Genomic DNA, 16,322 nt, shown 5'->3' with positions numbered 1-16,322 from the left:
GCAGGACGTGGCCGCCAGCGCGGGTGAGCCGGTCGAGCTGACGATCGGCGACCGCGTCGTGCGGCTGTCCAGCCCGGACCGCGTCTACTTCCCGGCCCGGGGCGAGACCAAGCGGGACCTGGCCGCGTACTACGAGTCCGTGGGCGACGGCATCGTCCGCGCGCTCCGCGACCGGCCCTGCATGCTGCACCGGTTCCCCACCGGCGTCACCGGGGAGAAGGTGCACCAGAAGCGGCTGCCGCGCGGTGCCCCGGACTGGGTCCGCACGGTGCGCGTGCACTTCCCGCGCTTCAACCGCACCGCAGACGAGCTGTGCGTGGGCCACCTCGCCGACGTCGTGTGGGCGGTGCAGATGTCCACCGTCGAGTTCCACCCGTGGAACTCCCGCGCGGCCGACGTCGAGTCCCCCGACGAGTGGCGGATCGACCTCGACCCGATGCCCTCCGCGAGCTGGGACGACGTGCGCCGGGTCGCCGGCGTCGTGCACGAGGTGCTCGACGAGCTCGGCGCCACCGGATTCCCGAAGACGTCCGGCGGGTCCGGGCTGCACGTCTACGTCCGGATCCCGCCGGACCACGGGTTCGCCGACGTCCGCCGGGCGGCGCACGCGTTCGCCCGCGAGGTCGGCCGGCGCTGCGACCGGGTCGACCTGTCCTGGTGGCGGAAGGACCGGGACCCGTCGGCGATCTTCGGCGACTACAACCAGAACGCCCGCGACCACACGATCGCCTGCGCCTACTCGGTGCGCGGCACGCCCGACGCGCGGGTGTCGGCCCCGGTCCGCTGGGACGAGATCGACGCCTGCGAGCCCGGCGACTTCACGATCGCCACGATGCCCGCCCGATACGCCGAGCTGGGCGACCTGCACGCGGGCATCGACGAGGCCGTCTTCGCCATCGACCCGCTGCTGGAGTGGGCCGACCGCGACGCCCGCGACGGCGCCCCTCCCCCGGACCTCCCCGACCTCGACGGCGCGTGAGCCCCGGTCCCCTCCGCCGAGATACGGACCAGAGTCGCCCGGTGATCGGGAACTCGCGCTGAGCCGCATCTCGGCGGAGACGGTCCGGCTCCGGACGACCGGGGCCTGGCAGGATGCCGGACGTGGAGGACGAGTTCCGCAAGCGGCAGCTCAACCGGGTCGGCTACGGCGTCGGCGGCGGGCTCGTCGTCGGCTGCGCGATCTGGACGCTGGGCGGCTCGTGGTGGTGGGTCGTGGTGTTCCTCGCCGTCGGCGTCGCGCTCGGCCTGTTCCTGCGCACGACCACCCCGCCCGGCCCGCAGGACTGATCAGCCGCCCGACACGGCGCGGAGCCGGGCGAACTCGGCGACCATCCCGGCCCGCGACCAGTGCGCGTTGAGCCCGGACGGGTTCGGCAGCACCCAGACCCGCGTGGCGCCGAGGCGGTCGTCCTGCTCCCCCACCGCGGCGTCGCGCCGGCCGAACGCGGTCCGGTAGGCGCCGATCCCGACGACCGCGAGCCAGCGCGGCGCGCGGGCGCCGACCAGGGTGCGCAGGTGCTCGCCACCGGCGACCAGCTCGTCGTCGGTCAGCTCGTCGGCCCGCGCGGTCGCGCGCGGCGCCATGTTGGTGATGCCCAGCCCGAGCCCGGCCAGCTCGCCCTGCTCGGCGGGCGTCAGCAGCCGCGGGGTGAACCCGGACCCGTGCAGCACCGGCCAGAACCGGTTGCCGGGGCGGGCGAAGTGGTGCCCGGTCGCCGCGGAGACCAGGCCCGGGTTGATCCCGCAGAACAGCACCCGCAGCGGCGGGTCACCGGGGCCGGGGAGCACGTCCGGGATCGTCCGGTCCCGGGCACGGTCGAGCTCGTCGCGGCTCGGCAGGCGTCCCACCCGGCCAGTATCCCGGCGGGCGATCAGTTCCGGGCGGCCGGCAGGTCCATCCCCCCGACGGGCGAGCCGGGATGCCCGCACCGCCGCCCGAGAGGAGACTCCCCGCCGTGGACCTGCCCGTGATGCCCCCGGTGAAGCCGATGCTCGCCAAGCCCGCGTCGTCGATCCCCGACGGCCGGCTGTACGAACCCAAGTGGGACGGCTTCCGCTCGATCGTCTTCCGGGACGGCGACGACGTCGAGATCGGCTCCCGCAACGAGCGGCCGATGACGCGCTACTTCCCCGAGGTCGTCGAGGCGGTGCGGGCGAACTTCCCGGACCGCGCGGTGATCGACGGCGAGATCGTCGTCGCGGACCCCGCGAACAACCGCCTCGACTTCGAGGCGCTCCAGCAGCGGATCCATCCCGCCGCGAGCCGGGTGACGCTCCTGTCGACCGAGACGCCGGCGTCGTTCGTGGCGTTCGACCTGCTCGCGCTCGGCGCCGACGACCTGACCGGGCTGCCGTTCGCCGAGCGTCGCGACCTCCTGGAGTCCGCGCTCGCCGACGCCGCCCCGCCGGTGCACCTCACCCCCGTCACCGACGACACCGGCACCGCCCGGCGCTGGTTCGACCGGTTCGAGGGCGCCGGGCTCGACGGCCTGATCGCGAAGGACCCGGCGGGGACCTACCAGCCGGACAAGCGCGTCATGACCAAGATCAAGCACGAACGGACCGCGGACTGCGTCGTCGCCGGGTACCGGGTGCACAAGTCCGGGCCGGACGCCGTCGGGTCGCTGCTGCTCGGTCTGCACGACGAGCGCGGGGTGCTGGTGTCGGTCGGTGTCGTCGGCGCGTTCCCGATGGCACGCAGACGGGAGCTGATGACCGAGCTCCAGCCGCTGGTCACCGGCTTCGACGAGCACCCGTGGGCCTGGGCGAAGCAGCTCGAGGGCGAGCGCACCCCGCGCAAGTCCGAGACGAGCCGCTGGAACGCCGGCAAAGACCTCTCGTTCGTGCCGCTGCGCCCGGAGCGGGTCGTGGAGGTGCGCTACGACTACATGGAGGGCGCCCGGTTCCGGCACACCACCCAGTTCGTGCGGTGGCGCCCGGACCGCACCCCGGAGTCGTGCACCTACGAACAGCTGGACCGGCCGGTCGGGTTCGACCTGGCCGAGGTCCTCGCGGGCCGCGGCTGAGCCGCAGGACGCTCCGGGAGGACCGATCGGCGCCGGCGCGGTAGCGTCCGGCACCGCGTCTTGATCATCAACGGCAGCCGCAGGAGTCCCGGTGCACGAAGGTCGTGGGGAGCCGCACCGACCGCGGCTCGGCGTCCGCGTCGGCCATGCGCCGCAGCAACAGCCGCACCGCCTCCCGGCCGATCTCGGCGAACGGCTGTGCGACGACGGTGAGGCGCGGGCTGAACGCGTCGGCCCAGGGAAAGTCGTCGAACGCGGCCAGGGCGATGTCCCCGGGGACCGCCAGGCCGACGTCGTGCGCGGCCTGGACCGCACCGATGGTCATGGCGTTGTTACCGGTGATCAGCGCGCCGGGCCGGTCGGGGGCCGACAGGAGCGAGCGGACGGCGCTGCGGGCCGGCTCGGCCTCCGAGTGTCCTTCCAGGACGAGCCCGTAGTCGAGCCCGGCGCGGCGCAGTCCCAGCCGGTAGCCCTCGAGCCGCTCGACGGTCGTCGCGAGACCGGCCTGACCGGCGACGAACCCGATCCGGGTGTGCCCGGCCGCGGCCAGGTGATGGACCAGCCCGGCCACCGGCTCGACGTTCTCGGCGCCGACCTCGTCGTAGCCGCCACCGAGCATCCGGTCGACCAGGACGACCGGCACCTCCTGTTCGGACAGTGCCTCCAGCGTCCCCGACGAGTCCGCCGACGGCGCGAGCAGCAGCCCGTCGACACGGCTGCGCAGGCGGGCGACGGCCGTCGCCTCCGTGCCGGGGTCGTCGTGCGGATCGGTGAGCAGCAGCGTGTACCCGGCGGCGGCCGCCTCGTCCTCGACGCCGTGCAGCAGCTCGCCGAGGTACGGGTTGGAGATCGCGGACAGGGCGAGCGCCACGGTGCGGGTGCGGGCGGTCGCGAGCGAGCGGGCTGCCGCGTTGGGCGAGTAGCTGACCTCGGCCATGGCGGCGAGCACCTGCCGGCGGGTGTGCTCGCGCACCGGCCGGGTGCCGTTGAGCACATGGGAGACGGTCGCGGTGGACACCCCGGCGAGCCGGGCGACCTCGGCCATGGTCGCGATCGTGCACCTCCCTGTCACGGAACGAGCACAGAGTACAGGCAAGCGGTTACGCCGCGCATATCGTACACGCATCCACCGGTCGGGCGTGCGTCAGATCACACCGATCAGGCCATTCTCGACGACGAGGGGTGCTCGTGAACAGACGGCTGCACCGATCGGGACCCGGCGGCCCACCCGCCGTTCCGGGTCCGCCGGCGCACACCGCGACCGGAGGGCCGGGCGGACCGCGTTCGCGCCGCCGCCGCTCCGCCGTCCTCACCTCGGTGCTCGCCGTGGTCGCGCTGGTCCTGTCCGGCTGCGCGGGAGCGGGGACGCTGGGCCTGCCCGAGGGCGCCCGGGTCGTGACGATCGCGATCGTGTCCAACCCGCAGATGGAGGACGCGATCGAGCTCAGCCCGCGCTTCGAGGCGGAGAACCCGGACATCAAGCTCCGGTTCGTCAGCCTGTCGGAGAACGAGGCGCGCGCGAAGATCACCGCATCGGTCGCGACCGGCGGCGACGAGTTCGACGCGGTGATGATCTCGAACTACGAGACCCCGCAGTGGGCCCGCAACGGCTGGCTGACCGATCTCGACCCGCTGATGGCACAGACGCCGGGCTACGACCGCGAGGACTTCACCCCGAGCATCCGCAACGCCCTGTCCGGTCCGGACGGCCACATGTACTCGGTCCCGTTCTACGGCGAGTCGGCGTTCCTGATGTACCGCAAGGACCTCTTCGAGCAGGCCGGGCTGACGATGCCGGCGAAGCCGACCTGGGAGCAGGTCGCGGGGTTCGCCGACCGGCTCACCGACCGCTCGCAGGGCCGCGGCGGGATCTGCCTGCGCGGCAAGCCCGGCTGGGGCGAGGTCATGGCCCCGCTCGACGCGATGATCCATTCCTGGGGTGGTCGCTGGTACGACCCGCAGTGGAACGCCCAGCTGAACTCCCCCGAGGTCCGCGAGGCCGCCAACTTCTACGTCGACCTCGTCCGCCGCGACGGGCAGGCCGGTGCCGCCGGGTCCGGGTTCTCCGAGTGCGGCAACCAGTTCAGCCAGGGCAACACCGCGATGTGGTTCGACGCCACGGTCGCCGCCGGCCTGCTGGAGAACCCGGAGGAGTCCAACGTCGTCGGGAAGGTCGGGTACGCCCCGGCCCCCACCGGCCCGGGCGGACTGCCGTCCAGCTGGCTCTACTCCTGGGCGCTGGCGATCCCGAAGACCACCGCCGACAAGGGCCCCGAGCAGGTCGACGCGACCTGGCGCTTCCTGTCCTGGATGACCTCGAAGCCCTACCAGCGGATGGTCGGCGAGGAGCTCGGCTGGACCTCGGTCCCGCCCGGTGCCCGCCAGTCCACCTACGAGATCCCGGAGTACGTCGAGTCGTCGAAGGCGTACGGCCCGCAGACCCGGGCGGCGATCAACGCCGCGAACCAGGACCGTCCCACCCGGGACCCGGTCCCCTACACCGGGCTGCAGTTCGTCGGGATCCCCGAGTTCCAGGACCTCGGCACCCGGGTCAGCCAGCAGATCTCGGCGGCCGTCGCAGGGCAGCAGAGCACCGACGAGGCCCTCGAGCAGGCCCAGCAGTACGCCCAGACCGTCGGTGAGGGCTACCAGCAGTCCGGGGAGGACCAGTGACCGCCACGGCCGAACGCGTCGAGGAGACGCGGACGCGACCGGCCTCCGGGCCGGGGTCGCGCAAGGACGGCTGGATCCGCCGGGCGCCGCTGCTGCCCGCGCTGATCTTCACGATCATCGTCACGCAGCTGCCGTTCCTGATCACCATCTGGTACTCGCTGCAGTCCTGGAACCTGGTCCGCCCCGGCAGCCAGCGCTTCGTCGGGCTGGAGAACTACGGGACGGTGTTCACCGACTCGCAGTTCCGGGGCGTCGCGCTGAACTCGGTGCTCCTGACGCTCGGCTCGGTCGCGATCGCGATGATCCTGGGCCTGGCGATCGCGCTGCTGCTGAACCGGGCGTTCGTCGGCCGCGGCATCGTCCGGACCCTGATCATCACGCCGTTCCTCATCACCCCGGTGGCCGGCGCGCTGCTGTGGAAGACGGTGCTGTTCGACCCGACCTACGGCCTGGTCAACTTCGTGCTCGGCCCGTTCGGCGCCGGCCAGACCGACTGGGTGTCGACGTTCCCGCGGACCGCGGTGATCATCGCGCTGGTCTGGCAGTGGACGCCGTTCATGATGCTGCTGATCCTCGCCGGGCTCGGCTCGCAGCCGCCGGAGGTCCTGGAGGCCGCCCGGATGGACGGCGCCACCGGCTTCGCCGTGTTCCGCGAGGTGACGCTGCCGCACCTGCGCCGCTTCATCGAGCTGGGCGTGGTGCTCGGGGCGATCTACCTGGTCAACACGTTCGACACGATCTACATGATGACCCAGGGCGGGCCCGGCACGGCGTCGGCGAACCTGCCCTTCTACATCTACCAGCGGGCGTTCCTGGGCTTCGACATCGGCGAGTCCGCCGCGATGGGCGTGGTCACCGTGGTCGCGACGATCATCATCGCCACCCTGGCCCTGCGCCTGATCTTCCGCAGCTTCTCCGCCGCCGAGGAGGCGTGATGACCGCCGTCGCCGACAAGACCACCTCGGCACCGCCGCCGAGCCCGGCCCGCCCGGGGAAGGGCCGGGGCACCGGTGCGCTGCTGACGGTGCTGGCCTGGATCGTCGGCATCGGGTTCTTCTTCCCGGTGCTGTGGATGGTCATGACCGCGTTCAAGACCGAGGCGCAGGCCTACACGGTCCCGCCGACGGTCTTCTTCGCCCCGACGCTGGACAACTTCGCCGAGGTCTTCTCCGGCGGGGTCGGCCCGTACCTGCTGAACTCCGTGTTCGCGACCGTCGTGTCCACGCTGCTGGTCCTGGTGCTCGGCACCCCGGCCGCGTTCGCGCTGTCGCTGCGCCCGGTGAAGAAGACGCAGGACGTCCTGTTCTTCTTCATCTCGACGAAGATGCTGCCGGTTGTCGCCGCGATCGTGCCGATCTACGTCGTCGTGAACTACATGGGCGCGCTCGACAACATCTGGACCCTCATCGTGCTCTACACCGCGATGAACCTGCCGATCGCGGTCTGGATGATGCGGTCGTTCTTCCTGGAGGTCCCGAAGGAGCTCCTGGAGGCGGCGAGCATGGACGGCGCCTCGCTGTGGCGCTCGCTGCGCGAGGTCGTCCTGCCGATCATCTCCCCCGGGATGGCGGCGACCGCGCTGATCTGCATGATCTTCGCCTGGAACGAGTTCTTCTTCGCGGTGAACCTCACCGCGTCGCGGGCGGCGACCGTGCCGGTCTACCTGGTCGGGTTCATCACCTCCGAGGGCCTGTACTTCGCCAGCCTCTGTGCCGCCGCGACCGTGGCCGCGCTGCCCGTCGTCATCGCCGGCTGGATCGCCCAGAACAAGCTGGTCCAGGGCCTGTCCTTCGGCGCCGTCAAGTGAGCCGCAGCATGAGCCGCCGGCACGTGATCACCATCGAGAAGGAGGCCCGCCGTGGCTGACGTCGTGTTCGACCAGGCGAGCCGGATCTACACCCCGGGTTCCAAGCCCGCGGTCGACCGGCTGGACCTGACCATCGAGGACGGCGAGTTCGTCGTCCTGGTCGGGCCGTCGGGTTCCGGGAAGTCGACGGCGCTGCGCATGCTCGCCGGACTCGAGGACATCGACGGCGGCTCCATCCGCATCGACGGCGAGAACATGGTCGGCGTGCCCTCGCGCGACCGCGACATCGCGATGGTCTTCCAGAACTACGCGCTCTACCCGAACAAGTCGGTCGGCGAGAACATGGCGTTCCCGCTGAAGATGGCCGGGGTGGAGAAGTCGGCCCGCGCGCAGAAGGTCAAGGAGGCCGCCGAGATCCTCGGGCTGACCGACTACCTCGACCGCAGGCCCAAGGCGCTGTCCGGTGGTCAGCGCCAGCGGGTCGCGATGGGCCGGGCGATCGTCCGCGAGCCGCGCGTGTTCCTCATGGACGAGCCGCTGTCGAACCTCGACGCCAAGATGCGGGTCTCGACCCGTACCGAGATCGCCTCGCTGCAGCGGCGCCTCGGCGTCACCACCGTCTACGTCACCCACGACCAGGTCGAGGCCATGACGATGGGCGACCGGGTCGCGCTGCTCGCCGACGGCAAGCTCCAGCAGTTCGCCACCCCGGCCGACCTGTACGACCGGCCGCAGAACGCGTTCGTCGCCGGGTTCATCGGCTCCCCCGCCATGAACCTGTTCACCGTGCCGGTGACCGAACGCGGCGTGACGCTGGCGGGCCACGAGGTCGCGCTGCCGCAGGACGTCCGCTCCACCATCGGCGCCCAGCAGCTCACCCGGGTCACCGTCGGGATCCGGCCCGAGCAGTGGACGGTGTCCTCCAACGGTCACGAGGGCATCCCGGCCCGGGTCGACGTCGTCGAGGAGCTCGGCTCGGACGCGTTCCTCTACGGAGTGCTCGCCGAGTCCTCCGGGGACCTGTCGGACACGGCGTCGCTGACCGGGCCGAGCGAGGGCACCGTCGTCGTCCGGACCGGGGGACGCTCGGGTGCCCGCCGCGGGGACCGGGTGACGCTGACGCCGTCGTCCGAGGGTCTGCACCTGTTCCACCCGGAGTCCGGCGACCGGCTCTGAGCGCGGCGCACCGTTCCCACCGCGCCCCGGCCGGGCCGGTGGGAACGGGTCAGCCGGGGTGCGACGCGGCCAGCTGGCCGCAGGCGGCGTCGATCTCCTGGCCGCGGGTGTCCCGGACCGTGCACGCGACGCCGGTGGCACGCACCCGGCGCACGAACTCCTCCTCGACGGGCTTCGGCGAGGCGTCCCACTCGCTGCCCGGGGTCGGGTTCAGCGGGATCAGGTTGACGTGCACCCGGGACGTGCCGATGTGCTGCCGCAGCACCTTCCCGAGCATGTCGGCCCGCCACGGCTGGTCGTTCACGTCGCGGATCAGCGCGTACTCGATCGACACCCGGCGTCCGGTCGTCGTGGCGTAGCGGCGGCCGGCGTCGAGGACCTCGGACACCTTCCACCGGTTGTTGACCGGGACGAGGGTGTCGCGCAGCTCGTCGTCCGGGCAGTGCAGGGAGATCGCGAGCGTCACCGGGACGCCCTCCTCGCGCAGCCGGTCGATCGCCGGCACCAGCCCGACGGTGGACACGGTGACGCCCCGCGCGGAGATGCCGAAGCCGTCGGGCGCGGGCGAGGTGATCCGGCGGACCGCGGCGACGACCCGCTTGTAGTTCGCCAGCGGCTCGCCCATCCCCATGAAGACGACGTTCGAGAGCCGGGCCGGCTCGTCCAGCGCGCCGTCCCGGGCCGCCGCGGCGGCGCGGCGCACCTGGTCGACGATCTCGCCCGTCGACAGGTTGCGCTGCAGCCCGCCCTGGCCGGTGGCGCAGAACGGGCAGGCCATCCCGCAGCCGGCCTGGCTGGAGATGCAGACCGTCGCGCGGTCCGGGTAGCGCATCAGGACCGACTCGGCGAGGACACCGTCGTGCCCGCGCCAGAGGGTCTTGCGGGTCGCGCCGTCGTCGCACGCCTTCTCGGTGAGCGGCGTGACGAGCGGCGGGAGCAGGGCGGCGAGGCGCTGCCGCGCGTCGGCGCCCAGGTCCGACATCTCCTCGACGTCGGCGGTGAGCCGCCCGAAGTAGTGCCGGGCGAGCTGGTCGAGCCGGAACTTCGGCAGGCCGAGCTCCGCCGCGACGGCGGCGCGGTCGGCCGGGTCGACGTCGGCGAGGTGGCGGGGCGGCGTGCCGCGGCGGGGTGCGTCGAAGACGAGCGGGAGGCTGGACATGGCACCCACCAGTGTGCCAGCCGCGCTCAGCGGACCCCGGGCAGGCGCACGTTGTAGCGGCGGGACAGGTCCGTGAGGATCCCCAGCCGGCGCAGCGCGGCCACCCACAGCACGATCCCGGCGCCGAGCCCGATCACCGCCTGGGACGAGCCCGTCCCCTGCCCCTCGTAGGTCAGCGCCAGGAACGCACCGAACGCCGCGATCAGCAGGACCAGCCCACCGGTCGCGACCAGGCTGCGCTCCTCCAGCACCGACGACGCCTGGATCAGCAGCACCCCGACCAGCGCGGCTGACAACGCCGTCGCGAGCTCCCCGTAGCCGACCAGGGCGAGGATCGACGGCAGCAGCACGATCCCGGCGACGCCGACGACGATCAGTCGCTGCATCCGCCGCTTGCGCTCCGGGTGCAGCGTCACCGCCAGCGCGGAGTTCCGGCGCCGGACGAACCACAGGTACGCGGCCAGGAACACCCCGAGTGCGACGAGCACGGTGCCGAACCCGCTCGCGAGACCGCCCGCACCGACCGTCCAGGCCAGCAGGCCCAGCGCGATCTCCAGGCTCGGCGCGGGCACACCGAGCGAGGGTTGGCGCATCGTGTACGGCATGGGTCCACGGTAGCGAGACCGCTCGCCCGTCCGCCGCCACTCCCCCGGTCCGGTGAGCGTCGGTCCACGCCCGCCGGGCGGCCCCGAAACGGACATCGTGGGACGCTGGTCGCAGCCGCCCGGGAACGCCCGGCGGCGCCGGGAGGCACGGACCCCGAACTCCGCGCCTGCCGCACCACCACACGCGCCGGACCCGGTCCGGCCTCTGCCCGAGGAGCACCATGACCCTCCCCGACCGCATCCCCACCTCGGACGCCCCGCCGCCGCCGTCGCGCGGCCCGAAGGTCGGCCGCCGCGTCGTGTTCGCCGGTGCCGGCGTCGCCGCGATCGGCGCGGTCGCGGCCTGCGGTGGCGGCACCACCACCGACGACGACGGTGGGCAGCAGGAGGCGGGCGACGCCCCGCAGGGCGCCCCCGGCACCACCCTCGGGCCGTCGTCCGAGGTGCCGGTCGGGAGCGGGAAGATCTACTCCGACGAGCAGGTCGTCGTCACCCAGCCGCAGCCGGGGCAGTTCACCGGCCTCTCCGCGATCTGCCCGCACCAGGGCTGCGCGGTCTCCACCGTCACCGACGGCCAGATCGTGTGCCCGTGCCACGACAGCCGGTTCGGCCTCGACGGCAGCGTCCAGAAGGGCCCGGCCCAGCAGCCGCTGCAGCAGCGGCCGGTCACCGTCGCCGACGGGTCCGTCACGCTCGCCTGATCCGGACCGTCATCCCCGGGGCAGGACGAGCCCCGTGGCGCGGCGCCGAGTGTGCAGCCGGTAGCCGACCTGGATCGAGAGGCCGGCGACGTCGTCGATCGCCCGGCGCGCGGTGCGCGCCGAGAACTCGATACGGAGCACCTCCTCCAGGTCGGCCCGGGTGGCGAACCGCCAGGTCGACCGCACCCGGCGCAGCGCGAAGCCCTGGCCCGAGAAGAACCTGTCCACCGCAGGCGGGTCGTAGCGGGGCAGGTCCGCCCGCAGCCAGTTCCCGTACGGCCGGGACGTGAAGTCCAGGTCGACGACGGCGAGCACCCCGCCGGGCCGCAGCACGCGCTCGGCCTCGGCCAGGCCCGGCTCGCAGCCCGGCCCGAAGAAGTAGGCGGTCCTGGCGTGCACGACGTCGGCGGACGCGTCGGGCAGCGGCAGCCGCTCGGCGCCGGCCCGGTGCACGGAGATCCGGTCGTCGGCGGCGCAGCGCTCCCGCGCCCGGTCCACCAGCGGCGGGTGCGGCTCGACGCCGGTGACGGTCGCGGCGACCTCGGCGAAGCGGGGCAGGTGGAAACCGTCACCACAGCCGACGTCGACGACGTCGAGCCCCGCCCAGCCGCCGGTCTCCTCGCACAACGCCGCCCACAGGGTGCCGTCGGCGTCCTGCGCGCGGTTCTCGGTCTCGTAGACCTCGGGCCAGTTCCAGATGTTCGGGCTGGGGATGGCGGGGCCGGACTTCTGCTGCCCGCCGAACCCGGTCCAGGTGCGTCTCACGCGACGGGGACGACGATCCCGAGCACCGCCCAGGCGACGAACGCCGTGGGCAGCAGGGAGTCCATCCGGTCCAGCAGGCCACCGTGCCCCGGGAGCAGGGTGCCCATGTCCTTGATGCCGAGGTCGCGCTTCACCAGCGACTCGACCAGGTCGCCGAGGGTGGCGGTGGCGACGAGCAGGGCGCCGACGAGGGTGCCCCAGTACCAGGGCACGCCGAGGAACAGCGCCACGCACAGCGACCCGGCGGCCATGCCCGCGACCTGCGAGCCCGCGAAGCCCTCCCAGGATTTCTTGGGGCTGATCGTGGGGGCCATCGGATGCCGGCCGGCGACGACCCCGGCGGCGTACCCGCCGACGTCGGAGGCGACGACGCAGAGCAGGAACGTCAGGACGCGGCCGACGCCCTGCGGGGCGACCGTCATCTGCACGGCGAAGGCGACCAGCAGCGGAACGTAGAGGGCCACGAACATCGAGGCGCTGATGTCGCGCACGAAGTGCGCCGCGCCCTCGCGCATCCGCCAGAGCAGGCAGCCCAGCACCGTCGCGCCGAGCGCGATCGCGGCGCCGCGCAGGCCGAACGGCCACGACAGCCAGACGATGGCCTGCCCGCCCGCGAGGAGCACCGGGAGCGACACCCGGATGTCGGCCCCGCGCCGCAGGGCACCGGCCAGTTCCCAGGTCGCGACGACCGTGCAGACCGCCAGCACCAGGACGAACCACTGGGGGACGATCAGCAGGCTGACCAGGATGACCGCACCGAGACCGACGCCGACACCGATCGCGGCGACGAGGTTGCGGCCCAGCCGGGACCGCTTGTAGCCCTTCTGGCCGCGGACCGGTTTCGCGCCCTCCGGGGTCCCCGGGGCGCCTGCCGGCCCGTCACCGGGAAGGTCGGAGGTCACGGGGACGACGGCGTCGGAGGAGGGGGGCACCGGGTCAGACCTCGAGGAGCTCGGATTCCTTGTTCTTCACGAGCTCGTCGATCTGCGCGACGTAGCGGTCCGTGAGGACCTGCAGCTCCTTCTCGCCGCGCACGACCTCGTCCTCGCCGGCCTCACCGTCGCGCTGGATGCGGTGCAGCTCGTCCATCGCCTTGCGGCGCAGCCCGCGCATGACGACGCGCGCGTCCTCACCCTTGCCGCGGGCGACCTTGACCATGTCGCGGCGGCGCTCCTCGGAGAGCTGCGGGATGATCACGCGGATGATCTGGCCGTCGTTGCTGGGGTTCACGCCGAGCTCGGACTCGGCGATCGCCTTCTCCATGGCCTTGAGCTGGCTGGCGTCGTAGGGCTTGATGACCGCCATCCGCGCTTCCGGGATGCTGACCGAGGCGAGCTGGTTCAGCGGGGTCGCGGCGCCGTAGTAGTCCACGACGATCCGGGAGAACATGCTCGGAGTGGCCCGGCCGGTGCGCACACCGGTGAGGTCGTCGCGCGCGACGCCGACGGCCTTCTCCATCTTCTCCTCGACGTCGAAGAGGGTTTCCTCGATCACGGTTGCTTCCCCCGGCCTGTCGTACTCGCGGTGTGGTCCCGATTCTCTCACTCCGGGCCCGGGCGGTGCCGCTCGCACCGCCCGGCCCGGGGCGGGAGATCAGTTCTGGCCGACCTCGAAGCGGACGAAGCCCTTGATCGTCAGACCGGCCTCGTCGGCGACGGCCTTGACCGACTTCTTGGGGTCCACGACGGACGCCTGCTCGAGCAGCACGACGTCCTTGTAGTAGCCGTTGACCCGGCCCTCGACGATGCGGGGCAGCACCTGCTCGGGCTTGCCCTCCTCGCGCGCGGTGGCCTCGGCGATCTTCTTCTCGTTCTCGACGGTCTCCGCCGGCACCTGCTCACGGGTGGTGAACTCCGGGCGGGCCGCGGCGACCTGCATCGCGAGGCCGCGGGCGGCCTCGGCGTCGTCGCCCTCGTAGGAGAGCAGCACGCCGATCTGCGGGGGCAGGTCGGTGGCGCGCTTGTGCAGGTAGACGGCCGCCTGGCCGTCGACGCGGGCGTAACGCTTCAGCTCGAACTTCTCGCCGATGCGGGCGGAGAGCTCCTGCACGGCCTCGCCGACGGTGGCGGCGTCGAGCTTGGTCTCGCGCAGCGCGTCCAGGTCGGCCGGCTTCTGCTCGACCGCGGCGGCGAGGATCTTCTCGGCCAGCGCGATGAAGTCGTCGGACTTGGCGACGAAGTCGGTCTCGCAGTCCAGCTCGACCAGGGTGCCGCCGTCGGCGACGACCAAGCCGTTGGCGGTGGCGCGCTCGGCGCGCTTGCCCACGTCCTTCGCACCCTTGATGCGGAGGAGCTCGACCGCCTTGTCGAAGTCGCCCTCGGACTCCTCGAGGGCCTTCTTGCAGTCCATCATCCCGGAGCCGGTGAGCTCACGGAGCCGCTTGACGTCGGCGGCGCTGTAGTTCGCCATCAGGTGTCTCTCGTCCTCTGGGTCGTGACGGGAAATGGATCACCGGGTCGCCGGGAGGGCCGGGGCCGGTCGGCCCCGGCCCTCCCCGCGGGTCAGTTCTGGGTGCCGTTGCTGCTCGACGCCGGGGCGGGCGCGGAGTCCGCTCCGTCGCCACCGGCGGCGGCCAGGCTGGCGCCGTCCGAGCCGACCTCGTTACCGGCGAGCACGTCCTGCTCCCACTCGGCGAGGGGCTGCTCCGCAGCGGCCTCGCCCTCGCCACGGCGCTGGCCGCGGGAGACCAGACCGTCGGCGGCGGCCTTCGCGATGACCTTGGTCAGCAGCGCGGCCGAGCGGATCGCGTCGTCGTTGCCCGGGATCGGGAAGTCGACCTCGTCCGGGTCGCAGTTGGTGTCGAGGATCGAGACGACCGGGATGTTGAGCTTCCGGGCCTCGCCGACCGCGATGTGCTCCTTCTTGGTGTCGACGATCCACACCGCGCTGGGCACCTTGGACATGTCGCGAATACCGCCGAGGGTCTTCTCGAGCTTGTCCTTCTCACGGGTCAGCGTGAGGATCTCGCGCTTGGTGCGCCCCTCGAACCCGCCGGTCTGCTCCATCGCCTCGAGCTCCTTGAGGCGCTGCAGGCGCTTGTGCACGGTCTGGAAGTTCGTGAGCATGCCGCCCAGCCAGCGCTGGTTCACGTAGGGCATGTTGACCCGGCCCGCCTCTTCGGCGATGGCCTCCTGGGCCTGCTTCTTCGTGCCGACGAACATAATCGTCCCGCCGTGCGCGACGGTCTCGCGCACGAACTCGTAGGCGCGGTCGATGTACGACAGCGTCTGCTGGAGGTCGATGATGTAGATGCCGTTGCGCTCGGTGAGGATGTAGCGCTTCATCTTCGGGTTCCAGCGACGGGTCTGGTGCCCGAAGTGCACGCCGCTGTCGAGCAGCTGCTTCATGGTGACGACGGCCATGGCCTGTGATCACCTCTCGGTCGGGCGCGGCGGGTGCCGCGCGTGCGGTTCTGCGGACCACCGGTGGTGGGACCGCCCTGGCGCCTGCCGCGGGGCCGGACCCGGTTCCCCGGGTCGGCGAGTGGAACTCGACGACCGGGTCCGCGGGACCGCCCGGCCTCCGCTCCCGGCGCCGTACCCTGGGGGACGGCGCGCCGGGCACGCGGGCGCGCGAAGTCACCACGTCTGACCGTGGTGCGGGAACCAGTGTACGCCCGGGCCCTCGGGGCCCTCGCATCGGAGCCCGCCGCGGGCCGCGGCCGTCCACAACCGGCCGGTACGTCCCCAGGACCGGTGGTCGTCGCCGCGACGGACGGTCGCGGATCCAGGCTGAACGGGTGGTCACGACACCCTCGCCGCCCGTGCCGTCCGGGCGCTCGCTCCTGCGGGCCAGGCGCGCGCTCACGCGGGCCGGGCGCTCGCTCGTACGGGCCGGGCGCTCGCTCCTGCGGGCCGGGACGGTCCTCGTCGCGTTGACGGTGCTGCTGGTGGCCCTGGCGCCGCCGTGGGTGGCCCGCGCCGCAGAGCCGGTCCCACCGCGACCGCCGCGACCGCCGGGTGCCGGGATCCCGGCGCCCGGTGCGCACTACGCCTGGCCGCTGGCGCCCGTGCCTGCCGTGACGGGACCGTTCCGGGCGCCGACGTTCCGTTACGGGCGCGGCCACCGGGGCGCCGATCTCGCGGGTGCACCCGGGCAGCCGGTGCTCGTGGCGCGCGACGGCGTCGTCGTCCATGCCGGGCCCGTCGCGGGCCGCGGGGTGGTCTCGGTCGACCATCCCGACGGGCTGCGCAGCACCTACGAGCCGGTGACGGCGGCCGTCGCCACGGGGGCCCGGGTCGCATCGGGCGACCCCGTCGGCGTCCTGGAGCCGGGGCACGGGGGCTGCCCGGTCGCCGCGTGCCTGCGCTGGGGGGGGCGGCGGGACCGGCTCGACCACCTCGATCCGCTGGTCCTGCTGCGCCCGCCGCGGATGCGGCTGCTCCCCTGGGACGGCGCTCCGCCCTGACC

General features: G+C 72.9%; 18 protein-coding genes. 9 read left to right on the top strand and 9 right to left on the bottom strand.

The features are described from left to right. Positions 1-7 precede the first annotated feature (7 nt). Positions 8-979, top strand: a complete 972-nt coding sequence (locus Ae150APs1_RS24435) for a DNA primase small subunit domain-containing protein (RefSeq protein WP_075300544.1) — start codon at positions 8-10, stop codon at positions 977-979. A gap of 122 nt (positions 980-1,101) precedes the next feature. Then, positions 1,102-1,287, top strand: coding sequence for a hypothetical protein (locus Ae150APs1_RS24430; protein ID WP_010239887.1), 186 nt, complete (start codon positions 1,102-1,104; stop codon positions 1,285-1,287). Here Ae150APs1_RS24430 and mug read toward each other — a convergent pair whose 3' ends face one another. Then, a complete protein-coding gene (gene mug, locus Ae150APs1_RS24425; protein ID WP_139317049.1) occupies positions 1,288-1,848 on the bottom strand; it encodes a G/U mismatch-specific DNA glycosylase in 561 nt (186 codons plus the stop codon). A gap of 107 nt (positions 1,849-1,955) precedes the next feature. Between mug and Ae150APs1_RS24420 the strand changes: the two genes are divergently transcribed. Then, entirely contained in the window at positions 1,956-3,026 is a 1,071-nt protein-coding gene (locus Ae150APs1_RS24420) for an ATP-dependent DNA ligase (protein ID WP_075300542.1), read from the top strand. Between the two features lie 67 nt (positions 3,027-3,093). Here Ae150APs1_RS24420 and Ae150APs1_RS24415 read toward each other — a convergent pair whose 3' ends face one another. Next, positions 3,094-4,071, bottom strand: coding sequence for a LacI family DNA-binding transcriptional regulator (locus Ae150APs1_RS24415; RefSeq protein WP_010239893.1), 978 nt, complete (start codon positions 4,069-4,071; stop codon positions 3,094-3,096). Positions 4,072-4,343: 272 nt separating this feature from the next. Between Ae150APs1_RS24415 and Ae150APs1_RS24410 the strand changes: the two genes are divergently transcribed. The 4 genes from Ae150APs1_RS24410 to Ae150APs1_RS24395 all read left to right on the top strand — a co-directional run bounded on the left by Ae150APs1_RS24410 (position 4,344) and on the right by Ae150APs1_RS24395 (position 8,682). After that, positions 4,344-5,699, top strand: a complete 1,356-nt coding sequence (locus tag Ae150APs1_RS24410) for a sugar ABC transporter substrate-binding protein (RefSeq protein WP_075302538.1) — start codon at positions 4,344-4,346, stop codon at positions 5,697-5,699. Positions 5,700-5,773: 74 nt separating this feature from the next. Continuing rightward, the gene (locus Ae150APs1_RS24405) at positions 5,774-6,634 is read left to right on the top strand and encodes a sugar ABC transporter permease (protein WP_202796445.1); all 861 of its coding nucleotides are present in this window, start codon (positions 5,774-5,776) and stop codon (positions 6,632-6,634) included. After that, complete coding sequence (locus Ae150APs1_RS24400; RefSeq protein WP_083680344.1) at positions 6,634-7,506, top strand: carbohydrate ABC transporter permease; 873 nt, start codon at positions 6,634-6,636, stop codon at positions 7,504-7,506. The genes Ae150APs1_RS24405 and Ae150APs1_RS24400 overlap by 1 nt, the downstream gene beginning before the upstream one ends. Before the next feature lie 51 nt (positions 7,507-7,557). After that, positions 7,558-8,682: an ABC transporter ATP-binding protein gene (locus Ae150APs1_RS24395; protein WP_010239902.1), complete on the top strand. Its 1,125-nt coding sequence runs from the start codon at positions 7,558-7,560 to the stop codon at positions 8,680-8,682. 49 nt (positions 8,683-8,731) lie between these two features. On the opposite strand, the gene rlmN is transcribed toward Ae150APs1_RS24395, so the two are convergent. Beyond that, positions 8,732-9,841, bottom strand: coding sequence for a 23S rRNA (adenine(2503)-C(2))-methyltransferase RlmN (rlmN, locus tag Ae150APs1_RS24390; protein WP_010239904.1), 1,110 nt, complete (start codon positions 9,839-9,841; stop codon positions 8,732-8,734). Between the two features lie 26 nt (positions 9,842-9,867). Further along, on the bottom strand, positions 9,868-10,446 hold the full coding sequence (locus Ae150APs1_RS24385; RefSeq protein ID WP_010239906.1) for a hypothetical protein: 579 nt from the start codon (positions 10,444-10,446) through the stop codon (positions 9,868-9,870). A gap of 221 nt (positions 10,447-10,667) precedes the next feature. On the opposite strand from Ae150APs1_RS24385, the gene Ae150APs1_RS24380 reads away from it, so the two are divergent. Next, on the top strand, positions 10,668-11,147 hold the full coding sequence (locus Ae150APs1_RS24380) for a Rieske (2Fe-2S) protein (protein ID WP_075300538.1): 480 nt from the start codon (positions 10,668-10,670) through the stop codon (positions 11,145-11,147). 9 nt (positions 11,148-11,156) lie between these two features. Here Ae150APs1_RS24380 and Ae150APs1_RS24375 read toward each other — a convergent pair whose 3' ends face one another. From Ae150APs1_RS24375 to rpsB, 5 genes are all read right to left on the bottom strand, one after another. Then, the gene (locus Ae150APs1_RS24375) at positions 11,157-11,912 is read right to left on the bottom strand and encodes a class I SAM-dependent methyltransferase (protein ID WP_075300535.1); all 756 of its coding nucleotides are present in this window, start codon (positions 11,910-11,912) and stop codon (positions 11,157-11,159) included. Beyond that, entirely contained in the window at positions 11,909-12,844 is a 936-nt protein-coding gene (locus Ae150APs1_RS24370) for a phosphatidate cytidylyltransferase (RefSeq protein ID WP_010239914.1), read from the bottom strand. Before Ae150APs1_RS24370 ends, Ae150APs1_RS24375 begins: the two co-directional genes overlap by 4 nt. 4 nt (positions 12,845-12,848) lie before the next feature. Next, positions 12,849-13,406, bottom strand: a complete 558-nt coding sequence (gene frr / locus Ae150APs1_RS24365; RefSeq protein WP_075300533.1) for a ribosome recycling factor — start codon at positions 13,404-13,406, stop codon at positions 12,849-12,851. 99 nt (positions 13,407-13,505) lie between these two features. Further along, entirely contained in the window at positions 13,506-14,321 is an 816-nt protein-coding gene (gene tsf / locus Ae150APs1_RS24360; protein WP_010239919.1) for a translation elongation factor Ts, read from the bottom strand. A gap of 92 nt (positions 14,322-14,413) precedes the next feature. Next, positions 14,414-15,274 (bottom strand): 30S ribosomal protein S2, encoded by an 861-nt coding sequence (gene rpsB / locus Ae150APs1_RS24355; protein ID WP_010239922.1) that lies wholly within the window; start codon positions 15,272-15,274, stop codon positions 14,414-14,416. A 377-nt stretch (positions 15,275-15,651) separates the two neighbouring features. Here rpsB and Ae150APs1_RS24350 point away from each other — a divergent pair, with 377 nt between their 5' ends. Next, positions 15,652-16,320, top strand: coding sequence for a M23 family metallopeptidase (locus Ae150APs1_RS24350; protein WP_075300531.1), 669 nt, complete (start codon positions 15,652-15,654; stop codon positions 16,318-16,320). Positions 16,321-16,322 lie beyond the last annotated feature (2 nt).

This window comes from Pseudonocardia sp. Ae150A_Ps1, assembly GCF_001932315.1.
Taxonomy (GTDB): domain Bacteria; phylum Actinomycetota; class Actinomycetes; order Mycobacteriales; family Pseudonocardiaceae; genus Pseudonocardia.
Note: the sequence above shows the minus strand (reverse complement) of the source record. Positions and strands in the feature narration are given on the sequence as shown.